Consider the following 23,530-nt stretch of genomic DNA (forward strand, 5'->3'; position numbering starts at 1 on the left):
TATGAAAGAACAGCTGCGTTCCATTCACCCGCTGGCCTGGACAATTATAGCGGGTACGATTTTTGGTCGGATGGCGACCTCTATGAGCATCCCATTTTTGTCTATTTATCTGACCACCCGTCTGGGGGTCACCCCCTTTCATACGGGGGTGATCGTATCGGTCAGCTCGCTGGTTGGCATTTTTGCCAGCTTTTACGGTGGATATATTTCAGATCGGATCGGACGACGTAAGGTCATGCTGGTATCCATTGCGAGTTGGGCGCTTGTATTTGTCGCTTTTGCGTTGGCAGAAGCGGCTTGGGCCTTTTTTGTCATTAATGCTCTGAATGGACTGTGCAGATCCTTGTTCGAGCCAACTTCGCGGGCGCTATTATCCGATGTAACCCCCAAGGAGAAGAGATTGCTTGTCTATAACATGAGATATGCGGCGATTAATGTTGGTGTGGTGGCAGGACCGCTGCTTGGTTTGATGTTGGGATCGGCATCTACAGGTACGCCGTTCATGGTAGCCGCTGGTGTGTATGCTCTGTACGGGGTACTGCTGTTGATCCAGTTTACTCGGTATGCATCGGATCTGCATGTAGGCACAACAGCGGGAGAGGCTCCGCTGCGGATAGGCGAGGCGTTCCGAACAGCCAGTAGGGATCCCATATTTATGCCGATTCTGTTGGGAACTGTATTCTGCGTAATGGGCTATGCCCATTCCAATTCGACAATGCCTCAATTTTTATCGTTGTCCTTCGAGGAAGGTACCCGGTGGTTTACATACATGCTAACGGTCAACGCGGTTTGCGTATTGGCTTTTCAGTATCCACTGGTGCGGCTGGCAAGCCGCTTTTCTCCAGTGAATTCCTTAATAGCAGGGAATATATGTATTGCGGTCAGCTTGCTGCTGTGCGGTATGCTAAACTCAGGCTGGATGTTTATACTGGATATGGTGCTGTTTACAATAGGCGAAGTATTATTGTTCACGATGCTGGACGTACTGATTGATCAAATTGCTGATGCTCAATATAAAGGGACCTACTTCGGTACGATCGGCTTTAATAATTTGGGTAGTGTACTGGCTCCTTTATTTGGTGGCTGGTTGCTGGATGTCTATGGTCAAACGGCACCGCTTGCCGTGTTTGTTCCGGTTGCACTGTCGGTTGTGATCGGTATTCCCTTCCTGCTGGTCGCACGCCGCCGTTTGGCGCAGCGTACAGCCCGATTCGCGGCTCAAGGAGCAGAGTCTGTGCAGCAACTGTCATCATAAAAAAAGGGGGCTGAGTACAGGATGAAGTCGGAAGAAAATGTGCTACGAATCATACAATATATGAATGATCCACAGGTCTTGGAAGACTTGCGCTATGTGCGAGAGCTGAAGCTTCCGCAAGGTTGTATAGCCGCGGGCTATGTACGCAACCGTGTGTGGGACAAGCTACATGGTTATACAACAGCTACACCACTAAACGATATCGATGTTATTTATTTTGACCCCAAAAATACGCTAGAGGAACGAGATGAATTTCTGGAGCAGTCCTTGAATCGTAAACAGGCGGGACGCAACTGGTCTGTCAAAAATCAAGCTCGGATGCATATTCGCAATGGGGAGGCTCCGTATTCCTCGATAGAGGATGCGATGAGTCGCTGGCCAGAGACGGCAACTGCTGTAGCCATTCGATTGAATGCCAAGGATCAAATGGAGGTCATTTGTCCGCATGGGCTGGAAGATCTGCTGGATATGCGGGTACGTCAAAGCCCATTGTTCCGTCACACTACGGCTTTTCGTCAGCGTGTATTTGAAAAACAGTGGCTAGATAACTGGCCGTTGCTTATTGTGGAAAATTAAAGTGTAATCTCATTTCAGATTGTAAGGAGAGACGACTAACGATGTTTAAAAATATAAAACCAGATTCAGCTCGTGAGGAGGTGCTGGAGCTGCTTACCTACGCCGTGCTAGATCATCCTGAACGCGGAGAGGCAGCTTTGCGTGCTTATCAAGCCTCGGATGAATGGAAGTTGTTCGGTGTGGAAGATGAAGGACTTATTGTAGGTGTTGTCGGTTTTGAGGAGCGGGAGGATGGAACGATTGTGCTCCATCATCTGGCTGTATTGCCTGAAAATCGTCATAGAGGCTACGGCAGAGGGATGTTGCTTACACTTATTAAGGAGCGTAGCCCGAAGCGACTTATGGTGGATACAGATGCGGAGGGGGCAGATTTCTTCCGCAACGTGGGGTTTGCTGTATATGGATCAGAGGATTTGCCAGATGGTGGGCAATTTCATTGTGTATATGAAATAGACGAAGAATAAGCGAATCTCCGGGTCCCGCTTCCTTTTTTTCTACATAATATATGTTATGTCGGAGGGAGGTGGGGTTCATTGGCGTATCACTACACAGCGATTGGAGATTCTTTAACGACAGGTGCAGGGACGTTGCTAGGTGGCGGCTTTGTACCTGTCTATCGGCAAATGGCAGAAAGATATCTCCGTACACCAGTCAGTTACGAGAATCTGGGAATCAACGGACTGACATCGCAGGAGCTGCTGTCTATGGTTCGCAACAATCCGCTTTTTCGGTCAGCAATCAATCGGGCTGAACTCATAACGGTGACGATCGGCGGCAATGATCTACGTCCATATATCAGTACACTTGCTGGAGGCCCAGGCTCTTCAGGTTCTTCCATTCCACAAGCACTGAATCATACCAAAGAACATGTACGCCAAATTGTACATGCCCTGTATCAAATAAAGTCCGGTCAGCGTGAGCCATTTATCATCCGAATGGTGGGATTATATAATCCTTTTCCAGGGATAAGAGAGGCGGGAGTATATGTACGCCAATTCAACTCGTTTCTCTATACATTGGGTGGACCCAATTACCGGGTAGCGAACATTTATCCCGCGTTCGAAGGCAATGAACGGGCATTGCTTTCGCTGGACCGGATACATCCGAATAGCCGTGGTTATCGTGTGATTGCGGAAGAACTGAGTCGACTTGGTTATGCGCCGTTACGATGAGTGTGAGCGGATGCTTCGGATCGGACAAAGTATATGAAAGAAAGAGGCTTATGATGGCAGTAGGAACTGACCATCATAAGCCTCTTTTTTTGCGTTTCAGTGTGCGGTTTAGCCGATTAATTTACGGAATAAGCTACGAGCAGCCCACTTGCGCTCACTTCGTTTGCGGTATTTGGGCAGAGAACGATAGACAGCAATGGATTGGTTAAATGCAGCGCTGGCTTCATCCTTGCGTCCCAGCATACGGTACATTAGGCCTGTCAGATAATAGCCCTCACTAGAAGAAGATTGGATCTCCTGAAATTGCTGTAGATAGTGTAGTGACTTATTTACGTCACGTTCCTTGAAAGCAGCGGCTAAATGCAAATAGGGTTCACCGTATTGCACTCGCGGGTTAATGTCCAGTGCCTTGAGTAAATGCTGTTCTCCATCCTCCAGATGGGTTGTGTGTACCTCAGCCGTACCCCGCGCGTTCCAATAGTCTGCTGAATCTTCATATCGGGATTGAATTTCCAATAGTAGCTCCAAAGCCTGCGAGTATTTCTTGCTTTCGAGCCAAATTCGAGCCAAATCAAACTTGGCAGCCACATTGTTAGTGTTTAACGCAATCTGTTGACGCAATCGTGCTGCATTGCGTCTTCTTTTCCACGGTTTGCTGATGCTGGGCAATACACCGACAAAGTTGCGATCCAATATATAGATCAAGATTAAGAGTACGAGCATTGCCAAAAACGGGTTACCGAGCAAACTCCACAGTAGAGAGAAAATCAAAAATTTCCCAATCATTCTGCTCCAATCCTCCTGTATATGTAGCTATCCATACTTTCCATATTATAGCATAGGTGCGCTTTAAGGGGCATTAGCATGATGAGATTTCGAAGAATGATAGCTTTCTATGTGGGTGGGGGAATGGTAGAGTATACATCGTTTAGATTGATGCTTGTGAAAATTCGTATGTACAAAAACTCCTCCTTCTATGGAGGAGCATGAGAAATATCAGTATTACATTGAGTCACTGAAGACAACTTGGGAATATGCAGATGAGTTAGTTGCATTGGCCCATCCTATTTTTTTTATTCCCGCCAAAAGGTTGAACAGTCGGCCTTATCCAAAATATTAAACTCGATCATTTTCTCAAGTAATGCGAAATCAACTGGACTATCCCACTGGATACGTACCAACTGCTTGGTGTGATTATAGCCAGCCTGCACAATTAACTCAGAAAAATGATGAATCCCTGCCTTTTCAGGGGCAACGGCTAGATGATGTTTGGCTACGCTAAAGCCAATAATAAATGTGCCGTGATCCGTAAACATAGGCTGTTTCCACGCAATTTTTGGCCTTAAATTTGGAAACTTCTTGATTACCCAAGCTAAAACCTCTTCCGTTCGGGCTTGATGTTGCGGGTTATCAATATGCGCTAAATATTCTGCAAAAGCTTCCATGTAAGTTCCCTCCTAAAATCAAAATTGTATCGTTCAGAGGAATTCCTCAACAAGAATAGAGTACAAATATGAATCATGAAACTCGCCTTTGTAGTACCAGTGTTCTCGCATTATACCTTCACGTTGCATTCCGATCTGTTGCATAACCTTCTCAGAAGCTTTATTTTCTGGACGACATGTTGCATAAATACGATGGACATCAAGTGTACTAAATCCAAATCCTAGCAGGGTTCGTGCTGCTTCTGTTGCATAACCCTTTCCTTGATAATCTGGGTTTAAAATATAACCCACTTCTGCATTAGTATCTTTGACATGAATACCAACACCGCCGATCAGAATTCCAGTGTTTTTCAGACATATAGCTAGTTCGTAGTCTTGTCGTGGCTTTTCCTGCTGTGAGACTAGAACTTGTTCTATATATGCCTTTGTATCTTCTTCTGTATTGGGTCCCCATGCTGTGTGCCTAGTAACTTGGGGCAATGACGTGTAGGTATGTATACTTCCCCAATCGGATCTGCAAATATCACGAATGATGAGCCGATCTGTTTCAAATTGCATAACGATTCCTCCTGTCCATCATTAGCATACATATTCGTGTTTTCTGCACAAGCTATTAAACCTATTTAAGCAGATCTGATGGAATATTCAAGATTTTGAGAGAAAGTGTTAAAGAAGAGGATCGAATTACGTGTTGAACAAGGGGAACGAATCAATCCTTTTGCCGCCTGAACGCAAACCGCAAGGGAGGCGTCCGGCAAAAGGCAAACAGAAAAAATTGAGTGTGGTACTGGATTAGCTGCTGTTATTGGCTATCCAGTCCGTCTTAAAACAGTCTACGGGCTGTTACGAAACGTTTCTTCCATTTATCGTCAAACGTATCAAAATGAACGCCGCGCTCTTTGGAGAAAGTATGCAGCAATTTGTTGTTCCCTGCATAGATCGCCACATGGCCGATCTCCAGCCCACGCGCACTGAAGAACAGCAGGTCACCTTTGCGCAGTTCGTTCAGCCCCACCTCCCGGCCTTCTTTTGCCTGATCGTAAGAGACACGGGGGAGGTCGATAGAGAGCGTATGTCGGAACACTTCCCCTACAAATGAGGAACAATCAAAGGTCGCTGTCTGTCCGGTTGCTGCGCCGAATTCATAAGGGGTACCAAGGAATTTTTGCCCGTAGGCGATCAGTTCATCACCCTGCCGTTCTGCTAGAGAAGTGCTGGTGTAATCACTGTATTTTGGTTTAGCCGATATGTATCCGGTCAGGTTGTTTTTAGTGCGCACTTCCAGCCAGAGAGCATTAACCTCGCGGATGACATGAACCTTTTCACCGGTTGGAATAAGCCGCAGGGAAGGGGAAGCTTCTGATGAATCTGGTTTGCTGCGCAAGTTGACTCCAGAAAGAATCGTTGTGAAAAAGTCTTCTTTAGAGGCAATTCGGATCGTCCGGGTTAGAGCGTCCCATTTCACTGTGCTCCCGAGTGCTTCGCTCACAAAACGCAGTGGAATCATTGTGTTGCCCTTAATAATCTGTCCGGGAACGTTCAGGGACAGCGTTTTGTCATTGAGGGTGGCAGCAACTTCTCCAATACGATAGGTCAGCGTCGTGTCGTTTTTGGTTGCTGTTACGGTTTTGCTGGCTCCGTTCCAGGAAAGCACAGCTCCTTGCGCCTCAAACAACTGACGCATAGGGACGAGCGTTGTCCCGTCTAGCAGTAGCGGTTGGGCAGTAAGCTCAAGCGGGCGGTCATCCACATAAACGGTTGTTACTGGAGTTAGCGGCGCCGACTTGGCGTAAGATGGGGTTGCTTGCAGCAGTGATACGGCCAGCAGAGCCAGCCCTACTTTCTTGTTGATTGTCATGCTGTCATCACCTCGTTGTTAAGTTGTTCATCTAAGTTGTACGAGACTGCCTCCGATTAGTTGTGTACCAATTATTGGATTAACTCAAAAACCAAAATAAACAAAAATAAAACAAAGTTATATCTGTGTTTTTATATTGACATCAAAATTAAATAAAGATAGAATTACAAATGTGAAATGTTTCACTTTATAGTAGTTCTGTATTTAGCGAGGGATCAAAAGTGAATCCTTAGGAGGCAGATTTTTATGAGCGCACATGTATTTTTTGTACCATCTATCAATCTGATGGGAAAAGGCTGTTTGCATGAAGTTGGACCCTATATAAAAGAACTACATTTAAGCAAAGCACTGGTCGTGACCGATAAGTTTCTGATGAAGAGTGGAATTGCAGGCAAGGTCACATCCTTGCTGAATGATATTGGCTTGAACTATGTAGTATACGATGAGGTCAAGCCCAATCCAACCTGTAAAAACGTACATGATGGCGTTCAATTTCTACAGGACAACGGCTGCGACTTTTTAATTTCTATTGGTGGAGGATCCCCACAGGATACGGCCAAGGGAATTGGCATTATTGCTACCAACGGGGGACATATAACGGAGTATGAGGGCGTTCATCAATCTAAGCATAAATCGCTGCCCATTGTCGCCATTAATACAACGGCAGGAACATCCGCAGAAATTACAATCAATTATGTCATTACGGACGAAGAGCGCAAAGTCAAAATGGTTATGGTTGACAAGAATAGCGTAGCTACGATTTCAGTCAACGACCCTGAACTGATGGTAGACAAACCCGCCGCATTAACGGCAGCTACAGGACTAGATGCTTTGACTCATGCCATTGAAGCTTTGGTTACTCCGGGTTCCTATCCTGTTACAAATGCGACCGCGTTGGCAGCAGTAGAACTTATTTTTAACAACTTGGCCCGTACAGTGAGCGACGGTCATGATATAGAAGCACGTGAACAAATGGTTTACGCTATTTTCTTGGGAGGACTTGCATTTAATAATGCCGGGTTGGGTTACGTCCATGCTATGGCCCATCAGCTAGGCGGCGTATACGATTTGCCTCATGGGGTTTGCAATGCCATGCTGCTGCCGATTGTGGAGGAGGAGAATGCCAAGCATGTACCAGAGAAGTTTCGTGCCATCGCTAAGGTAATCGGTTTTGAAGATAAGGGGAAAACGGATAAAGAATGCGCGGACTATGTAATTCAAAGAATCAAAGACCTGTCGAAGGAAGTAGGGATTCCTGCCAAACTTTCTGAACTAGGTGTAAATGAGGTGGATTTAGATTTGCTTGCCGAAAACTCAATGAAGGATGCTTGTGCTCCGGGCAATCCGTTCATACCTAGCAAAGAACAAGTTATCGAAATGTTTAAGAAAATTCTATAAATCATACTGCTATTATTTTTGTTATATACTTTAAGGGCTGTCCCAGGAACTGATTAAGAACACCAGGGACGGCCCTTTGCATTCTCATTATAACAGACTTAAATCTTATTCATTGAAGCAGTTCATACGTGAAAATCCGATCAGACTGACTGAATACTTGATTTATATAGATATCTATGCAATAATGCTTGTATGTTAAAAAATAATGCAGCTGCACTTGTAGGAACCATTAGGGACTCGATCAATAAATTAATTGTATCTGAGCTCGAATCCTATGGAGTTGAAGGAATTGTACCTACCCATGGTGGAATACTGATGTTTCTGTATCAAACGGATGGACTTTCGATTAAGGAATTGACGCAAAAAATTGCTCGTCAGCAGCCCACAGTCACTGTTCTGATCGACAAGCTAGTAAAATTGGGGTATGTGGAAAGGAAAAAAGAAAGGGAGGATAGCCGGCTTACTCTGATCTATCTTACCGAAAAGGGAAAAGAGCTGGAGCCTATATTTGAGACGATCTCCTATAAATTAAAAGAAACCATCTATGGGGGTCTCAAAGACGAGGAACAAAAACAACTGGAATATCTGCTGGAGCATGTAAAAAACAGGTTTTAAATTTTTTTAAACAAATGTATAGATATCTATACAAATGCCAAAATAACAATAAAACATCTGGAGGTCATGAAAATGAAACATCTTATCATCTATGCTCACTCTAACGCTGAAAGCTTTAATCACGCGATACTGGAAACGGTTGTAACCACCTTGAAGGAAAAAGGTGACGAAGTCGTTGTACGCGATCTATACGCTCTTAATTTTCAACCGGTATTAAAGCCTGAGGATACTGCTGCGATGAGAGCTGGACAAACACCGGCTGATATCAAAGTAGAGCAGGAGTATATCACGCAGTCCGATACGATTACGTTTATTTCGCCCATTTGGTGGACAGGACTTCCTGCGATCTTGAAAGGTTATGTTGATCGTGTATTTGCATACGGCTTTGCCTATACGGCTGGTACAGAAGGGATTAATAAGCTGCTTACAGGTAAAAAAGGGTTTATCGTGAATACACATGGTACTCCCAACGCAATCTACGATGAAATCGGTATGACCACAGGATTGAAGCTCACATCAGATACAGGAATTTTTGATTTCGTTGGAATTGAATCGGTTGGCCACTTGCTGCTTGGAAGTATCGGCTACCTTGATGAAGACGGTTATAAAGGATTGTTGAAACAAGTACAAGACACGGTTAAAACAGTGCTGTAAAGTTAGTTCATATTCGTTCAGAAGCGTAGGACATTCTTTAAACGACAAGGTCAACCAGCATTTGAGGGTTGGCCTTTTCTTATAAATGTTAATACTTTTCTAATATAGTCCAGACAACGATCTGATCCTGCTTGTTATTATGGGGATATACAAAACTAGCCTTTGTATGATTTGTTTTGTCATAATATACTAAGGCGTTTAGGCTTTGGGCGGAGTCGTAGCTTTGATCCACGAAATGGTTACCCAATTTATTTTTTACATCATCAAGTTTCTGAAGCTTGTGACCATCGATGCTGGAAAATTCACTCTCGGACAAGGTTTGCAGTTTCATAATTTCTCCACTAGAGCTATAGACAATCAAGAAATTTTCAAAATATCTGTGATCGGCATCTTTCGTGTGTTTATCGTTAAAATCCGGATTCTTTCTATAAGCAGTCAAATCAATCTCCGCAATATTCTTGCTTAGTGGAATATGGTTTATTGTCAATTCCGATAGATCCGTTGATTTTACCGACATCTCCGTCCATAGATCTTTTGTGAAATATGCCGTTAAAGCGATCAGGATAACAATACATATAATGAAGCTTTTTTTGGAGATTAGCTTAAGCATAGTTTGAAGACTCCTTACTATCACAGAGATTAGCATGGTTTATTTTATCGCAAATATTGGAGTATACTATTTAATTGTAACGAGTCGATGAATGAGATTAAAGAATTTTTTTGTTTTGGGCTAAGAGACCTCTGAAGGTGTAGGGGGAAAGTATAATAATTCACAAATATTTCATTGTTATTATCGTTGGCAATTCTTTATAGTACATAGTATCCATATTTAGTTTAACGTCGAGATAATGAAATTAATTTTCCTTACTTAGTGATCATCTGCATGTATTCAGAACAAGAATTACGGGAAAAATAACATAATGTGAGGGTGTACTGGGTGAGATATAAAATCATAGCAGATAGTTGCTGCGACTTAACGACAGAGCTTAAAGAAGAGATGCAAGTAACTACGATTCCATTAAACATGACATTGGGTGAAAAATGCTTCATAGATGATGACACATTGGACTTGCCTCAGTTTATGGAAGAAATGAAAGCCTGTACAACCAAGATTGGTTCCGCATCACCATCACCTATGCTGTATAAGGAAGCCTTTCAAGGCGCGCATACTTCTTTTGCCATTACATTATCCAGCAACCTGTCCAGCTCGTATTCCAGTGCGTTGGTAGCAAAGGATATGGCGGAAGAAGAGGGAGCGGATGTTCATGTATTCGATTCGAAAAGCGCATCGGCTGGGCAACTCTTGTTAGCTTTAAAACTACGCAAGCTGATCGACGAAGGATATCATAAAAGCGAAATTATCTCTTCCCTAGAGAGCTTTATCAGCAAGATGAAAACCTATTTTGTTTTAGAGAATTTGGATAATTTGGTCAAGAACGGACGAATGAATAAAATTACTGGAAAGATACTCTCATTCTTGCATATCAGGCCCATTTTAGGTTCAGATGGTGACGGAAACATCGCATTATTTACTCAAGCCCGTGGTCAAAATCAAATCATTGAAAAGTTGGCAGATACCATTGAAAAAAGTGGTCGAAGTACCGAAGGAGAAAGCATCGTTATTACTCATTGCAATAATCCCGGACTGGCGCAAAAGTTAATGAATACCTTGAAGAACCGCTATCAATTTAAAGATATTCATATTGTGCCCACCAGGGGAATTAGTTCAATGTATGCCAATGACAAAGGGATCATTATCGCCTTTTAAAAAGTATTCAGGGTTTATCCTCGTGCGATGGATAAACCCTTTTAGTATATTGGGGCTTTGCATGAGTCTAAGCCTATCCCAATTTTCTAATGAGAACAGAGGCGTTTATGCTGGCTTGAGTTCCTCCGGCCTGTGTTTGCAGGGTAACAGCAGCAGTAGAGCTGTGGTTACGCAGAGTAAGGACATCACCGCATGCCAGAGCGAGGATGGCTTGCCCGGTGTTCTGTTGTGTTCCCGCTCCTGAGCCGTACACGGTTCCCTCAGCCAGTACGCCATTAATAAAGATGGCGAATTGGTTAGGTTCTACACCCGACACCGAAAAGCGGACTTCATACTTTCCTGCATCGGCTACAGCAATTTGTGTAGTCCCTGGAAGGTGAGCAATCCCAGGTGTAAGTATGCCGTTCGTATCGAACATGACCTCCCCTTCAATCGAAACGAGTTGGGGCCTCACATTATAAATGTAACCGAACTGCGCTATATCACCTGTGGTTCTGGAATCCCCTTCAGCATCATGATTAATGTTCACACGTACAACTTGCTTTTTGACAATGATGTCTTTACCAAACGATTTCCGTTTCGAGCGGCTTCTTTTTTTGGGGGGCATTTCCTCAAACTTTTTTTCTAGCTTATCAAACCAGGCACGAACAAAAACATCTTTTTTACGGCCTTTTTTTTGGTTCAATTTTGGACGACCCAATACAAACACCTCCATATGGTTTGTTGTATAGTACTCCATTCATCTAGAGGAGGCATAGATATCTGTCCTGTGTTTCATAGGAAACGATCTATTTTGACTAAAAACAGGCTTCTGTACAAGGTACATTCGTCTAGTATGTAAAAAGCACCTCCAAAAGTATCCTTGGTTGTCAACTAAGGATACTTTTGGGGTGCCAGTAGTAGCTTATATCATGATGAAGCGGTTTGAAGCCGCTTTTTTCGCACATATAGGGCGTACAGGATACCGCCAAGCAGGCACAGGATACAAGCAAATACTGCCAGTAACCAAGCTGAAGCAACTGCCCCTCCACGATCCATACTGTTTCCAAGCCATAGGGGCAGCAGGGCCCCTCCGACTCCACCTGCACCGATAAGCAGGCTGGTCGTCGATTCTTCTGTACCTGGCATCATTTTGCTGGCAAAAACAAGAGCGATGGAAAAGATGCCTGACATGCCGAGTCCCAGCAGTACGATAAGGACAAAGGCACCAGCAGTGCCTTGGATCAACGGGAACACACACAGCAGCAGAGTCGCTGCCAGTGAGCTCAGAGCGACAAAGACACCGTAGCCGTATCGATCGGCAATGTAGCCTGTGAACAACCGTCCAAAGGCCATTGCCAACCAAAAGCAGGTGACGCTGAGTGCTGCTTCGGCTTGTGTGAGACCGAGTCGCTCGATGAACATGGAGGGCAGGAAATTGGCCAGACTCATCTCTGTTCCTACGTAGATAAAGAAAAAAACGATAAATAATGCAAGGAGCCTCCAATTGCCTATAGGGCTGCTTTTAGAAGCCTTTACGGTAGGTGACTCCAGTGAATTAGTGGCACGCTTATGGTAGTCACCTCGGTGTTCTTGTTCGTCCAATAGAGCGTCCATTGTGCCAAAGGACCCGCGCAGCCAGGCTATAGTGGCTACGGCTGCAAACAAGGAGATGATGGGGAATGCCAGTCGCCACCAACCTAGAGCAATGAATTGGCTGGCGATAGCCGGCATTGCTAAGGCGCCGATCCCGAAAAAGACTTCCAGACGGCTCATAGCCGCGCCCGTTCCTTGGGTAATACCCCCAATAACAATAGTACCTATGACTGCTTCTACCATGCCGAAGCCAAATCCGGCTACTGCCCCGACGGCATATAGCCAGCCCCAAGGCGGCAGTAGTGAATATAGCACTTCAGCCGCACATAGCAGGAGGAGGGCAAATATCAGGCTTCGGCGTTTGCCAAAAGTCCGGGCAAGCCACGGTGACAGTAGGACTCCAGCCAGAAAGCCGGAAAATTGAGCGAATATCAGGCTTCCGCCATCCGTATAGTTTCTACCGTAATGCTCTAGCAACACGGGCAGTAGGGAGCCTACAACCACATGGGCTAGACCAATTAAAAAATAAGACAAGCTGCCGATCCATAGCAGTCGTTTCATGATTAACTCCTTTGGTACTAATTACCTTCATGCAGTAAAGTGAATGGTATAAGTCAGATTTGAATCATTAGGATAGCTCCAGTACTTGAAAGCCATAGCCTTCAATAGAAATATCCCCTTCCAGGAATTTCCCACTGATTAGCTCTTTTCCTTTTTGGTCATCCAGATGATATTGCTGTGTCTGGGCATTATGGTTCAGAACAAATAGATAAGACTTTCCATCTTTGGACCGCATAGTGGCTTCTATGCCCGCAGGAGCACGCAGCAGGGATGAAATCCCTTTTTGCTCACAAATGTAGCCCAGCAGACCATCAAGGAAAGGTTCCTCAGGGTCGGAAGCGACGTACCACGCCTCCCCTTGACCAAAACGATTGCGTGTCAGCACTGGCTTGCCCTGATAGAAATCATCGCCGTATTCCGCCAGCACCTCGGCTCCTTCGCTATGCAGCAAGTCGCAGAGCAACCCACATTTATATTCACCTTCTAATACGCCCACTTTTTCTTTCAATATAATGCGATTGTGTGATTCAGGCAGAAGCGCATCAATTTCCTCCACCCAGATCCCGAGCAGATTACGCAGCTTACCAGGATATCCTCCGGTTGTGACCAGATCGTTTTCATTTACAATGCCGCTGAAAAAGGTCGTTAGGAAGGTGCCGCCACGCTCTGTGAATTGTTCCAGCTTCTCAGCAGTACCCGGCTTGACCATGTAGAGTACAGGCGCGATAATGAGATCATATTTTTGGAAATCTGTATCCACAGAAATCATGTCTACCTGTACGTTGCGCCGGAAGAAGGTAGCATAATACTTATGCACCTGATCTAAGTATTTCAAGGCGACAGAAGGGCCGCTTGATTTTTCCAAAGCCCACCAATTATCCCAATCAAACAAAATAGCTACTTTGGTATGAACAGTTGCGTCAAGCAGCGTGTTGTCTAAAGCACCAAGCTCGCTGCCAAGCTGTGCCACCTCGCGAAATACACGTGTGTTCTCATGCCCGGCATGCTCAATTACAGCCCCGTGGAATTTCTCACAAGCACCGATCGAGCGGCGAAGCTGGAAAAACATGACCGTATCCGCGCCATGTGCTACAGCCTGATAACTCCATAAACGCATAACACCAGGCCGTTTAAGTGAATTATACGCCTGCCAATTCTGCTGGCTCGGTGTTTGCTCCATCAGCATAAAGGGCTGCCCATCCTTCAAGCCGCGCATCAGATCATGCGCCATCGCCGTATAGCTTATCGGGGTATTAGCTCCGGGATAGCTGTCCCAAGATACTATATCCATGTGCTTAGCCCATTTAAAATAATCCAGTTGCTTAAAAAAGCCCATCAGATTGGTTGTTACCACGGCATCGGGAATATGTTTTTTAATCGCGTTATATTCCAGCAGGTAGCAATCCAGAATACTGTCTGAATTGAAGCGCGCATAATCGAGGGATATACCCTGGAATGTGGAGTGATTTTCTCCCCAATGTTCGCTTAGATTATTTGGAGGTACAATTTCATCCCAATCATAGAAGGTGTGACCCCAGAAGGAAGTATTCCACATCCGGTTTAGCTCTTCCAGTGATCCGTATTTTTGTTTGAGCCACACTCGGAACGCTGCGGCACAATTGTCACAATAGCAATCCCCGCCATACTCATTAGAAACATGCCACACCAGGATCGCGGGATGGTCTTTGTATCGCTCTGCAAGTCGGTCAGCCATCTGCTCCGCGTATTTCCGATAGGTTGGGCTGTTCGGACAAGAGTTATGGCGTCCACCGAATTTTCGCTTACGCCCGTCAGCATCGACCCGAAGAATGTCAGGATAACGGGTAGCCATCCAAGCAGGATGCGCTGCCGTACTAGTAGCTAGACAAACGAAGATATCGCTTTCATAAAGATTATCAATTAGCTGATCTAGCCACTCAAAATGATATGTGATTTCATCAGACTGAATTTTAGCCCATGAGAAAACGTTGAGTGTGGCGATATCAATGCCGGCCTGACTGAACATCCGTAAATCCTCCTGATGCGTGGCCTCATCCCATTGCTCAGGATTGTAATCCCCACCGTAAAATACTTTAGGAAGTTTGCTGCTTATCATGCCAATCACCTCTGTATATAAGAATAATCCTATCTTATAATACAAATTAATGCTTTTAAATATAATAAAATGAACATGTATATAACAATATGGATCTACATGAGACACAAATACCGCATACGCCGGAGGTGCTTTTTATGATTTTGACTCCCCATCATTTGCGATTTTTCCTGACTACTCGTGAACACTCTTTACCTCTTTTTATTGAAAGTATCGGATTTAATAGCAGACAGGAGGATGTGTCCCGTCCAGAGGGCTATCCATGTTTTCACTGGATTCAGACGGTGTCTGGTGAGGGGATGTTTACATATAAAGGGGGGACCTTCCGTTTGGGCGAGCAGTCCGGGGTCCTGCTACTGCCAGGCGAAGCCCATGCATACAGACGGGCGACCAAGGTATGGCGAACGTTATACATCACATTTGACGGACCCATCGCCGCTGCTGTATTGACTGCACTCGGATTGAAGCATACGCGAGGGTATCATTGGGACCCGGATAGCGAGCTGCACAGCTTTGGGGAAAACATGCTACACTCCATGGTTAGTGAACGTGATTTGTCTGGATTAGATGCTTCGGCCAATATGTACCGTTTTCTGACTCTGCTGCGTAAACATGGACAACATAGCTCGATGCCTTCCCTTTCTCATAATGTGGAACGTTTAACTCCTGTACTGACCTTTATGGAGCAAAATTATGCCAGCCCAGATGTGGGTTTAAGGGATATGGCCGTGATGATGAATGTCAGCGCTCGTCATTTAAATACATTGTTTAAGCAAGCGTTCGGTGTGACTTCGTATGCTTATCTGATTGTAATTCGGTTGCGGAAGGCGAAGGAAATGATGACGGAGTATCCGCAATTAACGGTGAAGGAGATTTCGGAGCGCGTAGGCTTCCGAGATGTCAGTCATTTTGTGGCAACATTCCGCCGAGCGGAAGGAATTACGCCTGAAAGGTTCAAAATACTGTATACATAAGGGTATTTTATCAAAATACTCTTTCTTACTCGGGAATGCTCTTTTTAGGGAGCATTCCTTATTGTTTTTTTCTGGATGAGGGAGTATAAAATAATAGTTCATTTGTTTCATCAATCTGATGTGCAGGTGACATAATAAATATACGATTCATAGTTCTTTTGCAAAACCCTCATCCAAAGAAGGAGTCAACGAAATGCTGAGTAAAGTCAAAAGGTTATTAATCGGTCGTCCGCGAAAGTCGACGGCCCTTGAAGATGAGAAACTGAATAAGCTCAAGGCACTGGCCATTCTGTCCTCAGATGCATTGTCCTCTGTAGCTTACGGCACGGAGCAAATTCTGCTGGTTTTAATTACAGCGGGCTTCGCTGCCCTATGGTATTCCATCCCTATATCCATTGCGGTGTTGGGTTTGCTTATCATCCTGATCCTGTCGTATAGACAAACCATTTTTTCCTACCCTGGTGGTGGGGGAGCCTACATTGTCGCACAGGACAATTTGGGAAAGAGTCCAAGTCTGATTGCAGGCGGCTCTCTGCTGGTCGATTATATTCTGACGGTAGCTGTTAGCTCATCGGCAGGTACAGATGCCATTACATCGGCGTTCCCATCGTTACATGATCATCGGATCGCAATTGCTTTGGTGATGATTATCTTTTTGACTATTATGAATTTGCGCGGGGTGACGGAATCTGCCTCGGTGCTGGCGATACCGATTTACTTATTTGTTGTTGCCATTTTTGTTTTGATTATTAGTGGTATCATTCACTATCTGGCAGGAGGAGCCCATGCTGCGGCGCCGCAATTTGGAGCTACGGTATCCAACGTCAGTCTGTTTCTCTTACTGAAAGCATTCAGCTCGGGCTGTTCGGCGCTAACCGGTGTAGAAGCTGTCTCCAATGCCATTCCGAACTTCCGCAAGCCTGCTGCCAAAAATGCGGCAACTACATTGATGATGATGGGCTTGATTCTCGGCTGTATGTTTATCGGAATTAGTTTGCTGGCTTATTGGTACGGTGTTCGTCCTAATCCGCAAGAAACAGTCATTTCGCAAATTGCGAATGCCACTTTTGGGCGCGGTGTGATGTACTACATCATTCAAGGTGTGACGGCGCTTATCTTGTTTTTGGCGGCCAACACAGCCTATTCAGCCTTTCCGTTGCTCGCTTTTATGCTCGCTAAGGACAAATATATGCCGCATATGTTTATGGTTCGTGGAGATCGACTCGGTTATTCTAACGGTATCCTGTTTTTGAGTATCTTCTCGGCATTGCTGGTCATCGTTTTTGGTGGCAATACCGAAAATCTCATTCCGCTTTATGCTGTAGGGGTATTTATCCCGTTTACCCTGTCGCAGCTTGGTATGATGATTCGATGGATTCGGCTCAAACCTGCTGGCTGGGTCGTCAAGCTGGCTATTAATACGGTTGGGATGCTAACCACGCTGTCGATTACGCTCATCTTTATCTTCACTAAGTTTAGCCAGGTGTGGGTAGTCTTTATCTTCCTGCCTTTGGTACTGTATTTCTTTATGAAGATCAACAAACATTACAAAAATACGGCTGAACAACTGCGCATTGATATCACGAAGGACAAACCTATGGTCAAGGGCAATACGATTATTATTCCGGTGGCAGGCATTACACGAGTCGTTATGAATACCATCAGCTATGCCAAAACATTGTCGGACAATGTGGTTGCTGTATATGTGGGTGTGGATGATGAAGCGATTCAAAAAATGGAACAGAAGTGGGAAGAGTGGGATGTAGGTATACGTTTAGTAGTGTTGAGATCCCGTTATCGCAGCATCATTAATCCGCTCCGCAAGTTCATCGATACAGTAGAGTGGAAAAAGGCAGACGAGGACCATATCACAGTTCTCATTCCACAATTTATCACTAAACACTGGTGGGAAAATATACTGCACAATCAGACCAGTTTGCTGATGAGAGCTTATTTAATCAATTACAAAGACGTCATCGTAACGACCGTACCTTTTCATTTAAACAAATAAAGCCATATTAATACTCATTAGTATGATAAAATCAACACTTTTTGACCGCATCTTGGTGCGGTCGGAGGGTGTTTTTTTACATAATGGGGATATTTACTTGGGTGATACATTTTGTGTATTATGGATACAAAACGTATCATCAAGAATTGTTATGGAGGGATACGATGCCCGAAGACAAGGGGAAGATGGAACGAGATAAGTTGCAATTTGTAGATACGCTAAGGGCGCTGGCGATTATCGGAGTGTTACTTGTGCATGTCAGTCAGTATGTGGACGGATTAAACGGTTGGTTGCAAAAAGGCTTGAGCATAGGAGCCAAAGGAGTCGCTTTATTTTATATGGCTAGCGCTTTTACGCTGTTTCTATCTCTGAGCAGGCGTTCGAGTGACAAGAGAGAAGGAATGGTGGCCTACCTGTTGCGTCGTTTTTTTCGGATTGCACCCTTGTATTACATAATGTTAGGAATCTATTTAGTTGTAAATGGGACAGGTCCGCGATTTTGGCTTGGAGATCAGGAGGGAGTTACTGTCACTAATATTGCAGCCCATGCTCTGTTTTTGAATGGTCTCAATCCGTATTGGATCAACAGCATTATCGGTGTGGAATGGTCCATTGCGGTGGAATGTATGTTTTATCTATTTATCCCCCTCTTATTTAAGTTGATTCAATCGGTTCGCCATGCGACTTGGTTTGTCGTGATGGTGCTTGTGGCAAGCTTCGGGTTAAATACGGTGTTTGCTCAATATCCATTGATTAGTGATCAATCTTTATGGGGGCATTATTTGTATTTATGGTTTCCGAATCAGTTGCCTGTCTTTGGGCTGGGGATATTGTTGTTTTTCATTTGGAAAGACGAGCGTCATTGGAAAAGTGTAGACCCGCTCAGTGGGGGGCTTCTGCTTGTTACTGTGCTGTTTGCGTTTTTTGGAGGTATGACGGATTATCTCATAGGTGTTGGCTTGCTGTTAGGGGCGTATGCTTTGTATCATTGGCAGCCGAAATGGCTACTTAATCGCGTGTGGTCATGGATCGGCCGCCTCAGCTACAGCATGTATTTGACGCATATGCTGGTCCTGGGACTAATCGTACAGATTAAATTACCGTTTGCTCCCTTAGTCAGCCTCTCACTTCTGTTCATCATGACGTTGCTATTCACCGTCGGACTTTCCTGGTTTACCTACACGTGGATAGAACAGCCCGGCATCCGATTGGGGAAAAAGCTTATATCACGTATAAAATCTGTACGCGAGCAGGAAGATTCGGTCAAAGAAAGTGTTGCCTAGTTGCAACTTGAAGCAGCATCAGATAACATTTGGTTGAAGTGCTTGAATAAATCTACGAAATTATTGAAAAGACCTCTTGAAAAGTAGCTCCCAGCCCTTTATATTCGATGTACATCCAAGTTTTTGAATACACCGATGAGGTTTGTTGGAATTGTAAAGGAGATGCACGTATGCTTTTGGAGCCACTTGGCTTTTTACTTTTCTCTACACTGGAAGGAGTAGCTGTTTTTGCGCTGATTCTCAGTATCTTTAAAGTTAGAATGACTCCTTATCTATGGCAGGCTATTTTTGTGAATCTGATTATGAACCTGCAAAGCTATTTGCTCCGAGAGGAATTTTCACTCCCCTATTTAGTACCTGTCATTAATATGCTGCTTTTTATTTTTTTACTTGCTACAGTGGTGAAGATTCCGATTGTTTGGTCAGGTATTATGACAGTTACCGGTTATTTTGCATATGCCGTTATTCAGTCGGTACTCCTGAAAGCTATGTTCGGTAACCTCCCGGTTGCTGAGCTGCAGAACGGTTCCTTGAAGGGCTATATGTTACAAGTGGTTAGCGCAGCGACAGGACTACTAATTTCATTTATATTGTATCGAAAAGAGATCGGCTTTTCCCCAAATTTCAAAAAGCTTAAGTTCAAAGAGGAATATGGCATTGTCATCACACTGATCATTCTGTCTCTCATTTCAACCTCTATTGTGCTTTACTATAGCGAGGTATGGTTGAGTATGATATTTTTTGCACTGGTATCGGGATTTTTTATCTACTATGCAGTCGGAAAGGAATACCGAGATGATTGAAACGATGGCTTTCAAACTTGCTAACCAGATTAAACGTACTGTGCCTGATCATCCGGCCTCCGTCCCAGTACTTAAATACGCACTTGCTCTCATTCTGAATGCGTCTCTGATCATCGTGTTGACACTATTCGCCTCATTCTTCACGGGGCGGATGGTCGAAGCTGTAACGATTCTCGTCGCTTTTGCCTTGCTGCGCCAAGTATCTGGTGGTATTCACTTGAAAACGGGTATGGCATGTGTGCTGGTGACCTCTGTAGCTTTTACATACATATCTTGCATTTCCTTAAATAATGGGTTGACAAACCTGTTTACCGGAATCGCTCTCATTCTTGTTTTATGCTTTGCCCCGTCCAGAATTGAAAAGCAGTCGCGCATTCCAGTGCGATTTTATCCCCTCTTGCGATTGTTATCTTCCTTGCTTGTATGTACTAACTTTGTAATAGGTTCTTCTGTAGTGGCTGTTGCTTTTTTGGTTCAAAGCCTAACATTAATCCGGGGAAGGAGGTGAGTTGAATGATGAAAAAAGTAGTATACGGGTTAGCCACGTCGTTGTCTATGTTCGCGACTTTTGCTGTATCAGTGGCAAGTTATGTGTATGTTTATCAAGGAGATACACCCGAGGAACTGCTGAAATAAGCAAAATGCAGAATAGAAAAAATAATACATAGAGCTGCTATGAAGCAGCTTCTTTTTATGCAAAAAAAAACAGGCGCTCTACGAAAGAGCGCCCGAATGGGAGAGGAGAAACCGGACGAAGAGCTTATGGGGAAACGTAAGTCTTCTCCGCGGTTGTCTACGACATTGGTTGAATGCCGATATCCTAAGGATGCCCAGGAGATGGTTTTTTATACCTGCTTCATCACTAAGTTTTTCAAACGGCGATGCATGTGGTACGATAACGTCATAATCTTTATATGGTTATGAACACATATAGAAAATAGGTGAGTTTCAGCGTGAGAGTGGTATCGGGTAGTGCCAAAGGAAGGCCGTTAAAGGCAGTTCCCGGCACCGGGACGCGACCGACCACGGATAAGGTCAAGGAAGCGCTATTTAGCATGATAGGTCCTTATTTTGATGGAGGAGTCGCGCTTGATTTGTTTGCTGGCAGTGGCGGCCTGGGTATAGAGGCGCTTAGTCGGGGAATGGACAAGGCAGTTTTTATTGATATGGAATCCAAAAGCATTGATGTCATTAAAGAAAATTTGCGAAAAACTGGATTGGAAGGAAAGGCAGAAGTGTTCCGCAATGACGCCGGACGAGCGCTTAAGGCGCTGGCAAAACGTGGAGCTCTTTTTGATGCTGTTTTTCTGGACCCGCCTTATCGTCTCAAGCACGGGGATGAATTGATGAGCCGCATGGCCGAGTTGGACTTGCTTCGTTCAGGTGCAATCATCGTGCTGGAGTATGAATCGGGACATGAGTATCCGATAAGTTTCGGACCGTTTGAACAGGTTAGAAAAGCGGTCTATGGTGAAACAGCGTTATCCATTTATCACTTTGATGATGCTTTGTCAGACGCCGAAGAACATACAGAAGCCGAAGGGGTCAAATTCGGCATCACCGAATCAGACGGGGAGGACCATCATGATTGAGCACAAACCACGTATTGCCGTATATCCGGGAACCTTTGATCCCGTGACGATGGGGCATCAGGATATTATTCAAAGAGCGGCCCGACAGTTTGATTTACTGATCGTCGCGGTTCTTAACAATATTAGTAAAAATCCGCTGTTTTCACTTGAGGAGCGAATGGAGCTGCTACGTACGGTAACTCGCGATATTCCAAACGTTGAAGTGGACAGCTTCCGTGATCTGACAGCCAATTATGTACGCCAAAAAGGGGCTCAGGTTATTGTCAGAGGAATTCGGTCAGTGACCGATTTTGAATATGAACTCCAATTAGCCTCTACAAATCATAAGTTGAACCCGGATGCGGAAACGATCTTTATGATGACCAACCCGGCTTATTCATATCTGAGTTCCAGTATGGTGAAGGAAATTGCGCATTTTGATGGCAAGGTCGTAGATCTGGTGTCACCAGAGGTGGAAGACGCACTGCGTGCCAAGGTTAGCGCGAATCGCGGCGGCTCCACCATGAAGTCATAAAGGAAACGGCGAGCAGAGCAAGTATAATCGTACTCAGAAGTACAACGGACAGTACGGTTAGTTGCCAGGGGTACATGGATGTTCCTACTATTTGTGTTAATAAGCTGCTGGCTCCGGCCATGACAGATTGCGATCCGGAATCATTTACACTTTCGGCAAAAGAAGATACAGAACTGCGGCTGACGTAAGCAGGAATTGTATTACTGACAATGTGGCTAAGCGGAGTCCATGCCGCCAAGGTTAGTCCAAAAGCAATGATCCCATGTAGCACTCGTGATAAGGTGAAGGTGATGCCCTTGTCGGAAGGTTTGGTGACGGCGGTAATTTGAAGCCAGCCGCACAAGCCGCCCCAGCCCAACACAGCACTGATCAGCGCTGCTTGTGTACGGAGATCGTAGGGCAGGCGGCTGATTTCATAGGAACCCAGATGGATTTCCATCCACGCAGGCCACACCATAGAAAGCGTTCCTTGACCTGAGTATAAGGTCAGCAGCCGAATCAGTACGGAAAAGAAAATAATAAATCCACCTGTCACCATCAGCATCTGTACAGCATGGGATACGGTTTCGCCTAACAGTTTTCCAAAGCTGCGGCCATCCCGTTCTCTGGCAGAGCGGGTAGCTTCCCATGCGGATCGGATCAGGGAGGTGGTAGTGCGGGAAACAGAAGCGCGCCGGATGGCAGCTGGCGTTTCCCGTTTTTTCGATTTTCTGGACGAATCAGGTATTCTGGCTGTGATCCAGCCTGCCAGCAGCCCGGAAATCCAGTGAACGGCAAGTAACAGCCCACCTACAGCAGCATTGTGCAGCAGTCCTGTGCCAATGACGAGCAGGATCGTAATCGGATTGCAGAAATGAGCGATAGCGGTCAGACGTCGAAGCTGAAGCGCGGTCATATCCTCCTGTTGTGCCCATTGGCGTACCGCTTCCGCAGCAGCCGGGAATCCCGCAGTTAGACCGAGGGCCAATACCCAGCCGCTTCGTCCCGGCAGCCGAAACCAGGATCGCATGAACGGCTCCAGCAGAACACCTAGACCATGTACCAGACCAAAGGCGATGAGCATTTCAGATAGCATCAAAAAAGGCAGCATGGCCGGGAAAATAATGCTCCACCATAATTTAAGTCCCTGGGTAGAGGCTTGAAATACTTCTTCTGGTGAGGCAACAATAGCCATTACAAGCAAAATGGCTCCGAGGCCAAGCAGCAAGGTTGTCCAGTAAGGAGCAGGGCGGGCTTCCTTTTGCATCAAAGATTTCACCTCTCATAAATATACTAAGGAGAGTCGGATGCTGTCTCCAGCGTTATGCACCTTCATTGTCTGGATATAGGTTGCTCGTACATGTTGTCGTAAACAATGTATGCTTTTTTGGAAGGCTTGAGA

General features: G+C 45.0%; 25 protein-coding genes. 16 read left to right on the top strand and 9 right to left on the bottom strand.

The features are described 5' to 3' along the window. The first annotated feature begins 1 nt into the window (after position 1). From ACH59B_RS09735 to ACH59B_RS09750, 4 genes are all read left to right on the top strand, one after another. Entirely contained in the window at positions 2-1,255 is a 1,254-nt protein-coding gene (locus tag ACH59B_RS09735; RefSeq protein ID WP_017425771.1) for an MFS transporter, read from the top strand. 21 nt (positions 1,256-1,276) lie between these two features. Next, positions 1,277-1,831, top strand: coding sequence for a nucleotidyltransferase family protein (locus tag ACH59B_RS09740; protein WP_017425770.1), 555 nt, complete (start codon positions 1,277-1,279; stop codon positions 1,829-1,831). A 41-nt stretch (positions 1,832-1,872) separates the two neighbouring features. Beyond that, entirely contained in the window at positions 1,873-2,295 is a 423-nt protein-coding gene (locus tag ACH59B_RS09745) for a GNAT family N-acetyltransferase (protein WP_017425769.1), read from the top strand. 69 nt (positions 2,296-2,364) lie between these two features. After that, complete coding sequence (locus tag ACH59B_RS09750; protein WP_017425768.1) at positions 2,365-3,003, top strand: GDSL-type esterase/lipase family protein; 639 nt, start codon at positions 2,365-2,367, stop codon at positions 3,001-3,003. A 108-nt stretch (positions 3,004-3,111) separates the two neighbouring features. On the opposite strand, the gene ACH59B_RS09755 is transcribed toward ACH59B_RS09750, so the two are convergent. The 4 genes from ACH59B_RS09755 to ACH59B_RS09770 form a co-directional block, all read right to left on the bottom strand. Next, positions 3,112-3,789, bottom strand: a complete 678-nt coding sequence (locus ACH59B_RS09755; RefSeq protein WP_017425767.1) for a tetratricopeptide repeat protein — start codon at positions 3,787-3,789, stop codon at positions 3,112-3,114. Positions 3,790-4,076: 287 nt separating this feature from the next. Then, positions 4,077-4,448: an iron chaperone gene (locus ACH59B_RS09760; RefSeq protein ID WP_016819247.1), complete on the bottom strand. Its 372-nt coding sequence runs from the start codon at positions 4,446-4,448 to the stop codon at positions 4,077-4,079. Positions 4,449-4,481: 33 nt separating this feature from the next. Then, positions 4,482-5,006, bottom strand: a complete 525-nt coding sequence (locus ACH59B_RS09765) for a GNAT family N-acetyltransferase (RefSeq protein ID WP_017425766.1) — start codon at positions 5,004-5,006, stop codon at positions 4,482-4,484. Positions 5,007-5,271: 265 nt separating this feature from the next. Then, positions 5,272-6,306 (bottom strand): stalk domain-containing protein, encoded by a 1,035-nt coding sequence (locus tag ACH59B_RS09770; protein WP_017425765.1) that lies wholly within the window; start codon positions 6,304-6,306, stop codon positions 5,272-5,274. A 246-nt stretch (positions 6,307-6,552) separates the two neighbouring features. Between ACH59B_RS09770 and ACH59B_RS09775 the strand changes: the two genes are divergently transcribed. The 3 genes from ACH59B_RS09775 to ACH59B_RS09785 all read left to right on the top strand — a co-directional run bounded on the left by ACH59B_RS09775 (position 6,553) and on the right by ACH59B_RS09785 (position 8,973). Further along, entirely contained in the window at positions 6,553-7,704 is a 1,152-nt protein-coding gene (locus ACH59B_RS09775; protein ID WP_017425764.1) for an iron-containing alcohol dehydrogenase, read from the top strand. Between the two features lie 192 nt (positions 7,705-7,896). Continuing rightward, positions 7,897-8,319 carry a MarR family winged helix-turn-helix transcriptional regulator gene (locus ACH59B_RS09780; RefSeq protein ID WP_016819252.1) on the top strand — a complete coding sequence of 141 codons (423 nt, stop codon included), beginning with the start codon at positions 7,897-7,899 and terminating at the stop codon, positions 8,317-8,319. A 72-nt stretch (positions 8,320-8,391) separates the two neighbouring features. Next, complete coding sequence (locus ACH59B_RS09785; protein ID WP_017425763.1) at positions 8,392-8,973, top strand: NAD(P)H-dependent oxidoreductase; 582 nt, start codon at positions 8,392-8,394, stop codon at positions 8,971-8,973. 88 nt (positions 8,974-9,061) lie between these two features. Here the strand turns inward: ACH59B_RS09785 and ACH59B_RS09790 are convergent, their stop codons facing one another. Further along, positions 9,062-9,583: a hypothetical protein gene (locus tag ACH59B_RS09790; RefSeq protein WP_016819254.1), complete on the bottom strand. Its 522-nt coding sequence runs from the start codon at positions 9,581-9,583 to the stop codon at positions 9,062-9,064. Between the two features lie 327 nt (positions 9,584-9,910). Here ACH59B_RS09790 and ACH59B_RS09795 point away from each other — a divergent pair, with 327 nt between their 5' ends. Beyond that, a complete protein-coding gene (locus ACH59B_RS09795; protein WP_016819255.1) occupies positions 9,911-10,741 on the top strand; it encodes a DegV family protein in 831 nt (276 codons plus the stop codon). 73 nt (positions 10,742-10,814) lie between these two features. Here ACH59B_RS09795 and ACH59B_RS09800 read toward each other — a convergent pair whose 3' ends face one another. The 3 genes from ACH59B_RS09800 to ACH59B_RS09810 all read right to left on the bottom strand — a co-directional run bounded on the left by ACH59B_RS09800 (position 10,815) and on the right by ACH59B_RS09810 (position 14,972). Next, complete coding sequence (locus ACH59B_RS09800; RefSeq protein ID WP_017425761.1) at positions 10,815-11,441, bottom strand: BclA C-terminal domain-containing protein; 627 nt, start codon at positions 11,439-11,441, stop codon at positions 10,815-10,817. A 209-nt stretch (positions 11,442-11,650) separates the two neighbouring features. Then, complete coding sequence (locus ACH59B_RS09805; protein WP_016819257.1) at positions 11,651-12,877, bottom strand: sugar MFS transporter; 1,227 nt, start codon at positions 12,875-12,877, stop codon at positions 11,651-11,653. A gap of 67 nt (positions 12,878-12,944) precedes the next feature. Continuing rightward, positions 12,945-14,972 (bottom strand): beta-galactosidase, encoded by a 2,028-nt coding sequence (locus ACH59B_RS09810; RefSeq protein WP_404303638.1) that lies wholly within the window; start codon positions 14,970-14,972, stop codon positions 12,945-12,947. 137 nt (positions 14,973-15,109) lie between these two features. On the opposite strand from ACH59B_RS09810, the gene ACH59B_RS09815 reads away from it, so the two are divergent. From ACH59B_RS09815 to coaD, 8 genes are all read left to right on the top strand, one after another. Next, positions 15,110-15,946 (top strand): AraC family transcriptional regulator, encoded by an 837-nt coding sequence (locus ACH59B_RS09815; RefSeq protein ID WP_019686969.1) that lies wholly within the window; start codon positions 15,110-15,112, stop codon positions 15,944-15,946. A 193-nt stretch (positions 15,947-16,139) separates the two neighbouring features. Then, on the top strand, positions 16,140-17,957 hold the full coding sequence (locus tag ACH59B_RS09820) for an APC family permease (protein ID WP_013370622.1): 1,818 nt from the start codon (positions 16,140-16,142) through the stop codon (positions 17,955-17,957). A 164-nt stretch (positions 17,958-18,121) separates the two neighbouring features. After that, entirely contained in the window at positions 18,122-19,240 is a 1,119-nt protein-coding gene (locus ACH59B_RS09825; protein ID WP_243537622.1) for an acyltransferase, read from the top strand. Between the two features lie 170 nt (positions 19,241-19,410). Beyond that, a complete protein-coding gene (locus tag ACH59B_RS09830) occupies positions 19,411-20,043 on the top strand; it encodes a hypothetical protein (protein WP_153795241.1) in 633 nt (210 codons plus the stop codon). Then, the gene (locus ACH59B_RS09835) at positions 20,036-20,551 is read left to right on the top strand and encodes an accessory gene regulator ArgB-like protein (RefSeq protein ID WP_153795240.1); all 516 of its coding nucleotides are present in this window, start codon (positions 20,036-20,038) and stop codon (positions 20,549-20,551) included. Before ACH59B_RS09830 ends, ACH59B_RS09835 begins: the two co-directional genes overlap by 8 nt. Positions 20,552-20,556: 5 nt before the next feature. Further along, positions 20,557-20,679 carry a cyclic lactone autoinducer peptide gene (locus ACH59B_RS09840; protein WP_013370626.1) on the top strand — a complete coding sequence of 41 codons (123 nt, stop codon included), beginning with the start codon at positions 20,557-20,559 and terminating at the stop codon, positions 20,677-20,679. A 317-nt stretch (positions 20,680-20,996) separates the two neighbouring features. Next, complete coding sequence (rsmD, locus tag ACH59B_RS09845; protein ID WP_016819263.1) at positions 20,997-21,635, top strand: 16S rRNA (guanine(966)-N(2))-methyltransferase RsmD; 639 nt, start codon at positions 20,997-20,999, stop codon at positions 21,633-21,635. Next, the gene (coaD, locus tag ACH59B_RS09850) at positions 21,628-22,149 is read left to right on the top strand and encodes a pantetheine-phosphate adenylyltransferase (RefSeq protein ID WP_016819264.1); all 522 of its coding nucleotides are present in this window, start codon (positions 21,628-21,630) and stop codon (positions 22,147-22,149) included. Before rsmD ends, coaD begins: the two co-directional genes overlap by 8 nt. Here coaD and ACH59B_RS09855 read toward each other — a convergent pair. Then, complete coding sequence (locus ACH59B_RS09855; RefSeq protein WP_153795136.1) at positions 22,112-23,395, bottom strand: nucleoside recognition domain-containing protein; 1,284 nt, start codon at positions 23,393-23,395, stop codon at positions 22,112-22,114. The genes coaD and ACH59B_RS09855 overlap by 38 nt on opposite strands. Positions 23,396-23,530 lie beyond the last annotated feature (135 nt).

The organism is Paenibacillus sp. DP01 (assembly GCF_044784315.1).
Lineage (GTDB): Bacteria > Bacillota > Bacilli > Paenibacillales > Paenibacillaceae > Paenibacillus > Paenibacillus polymyxa.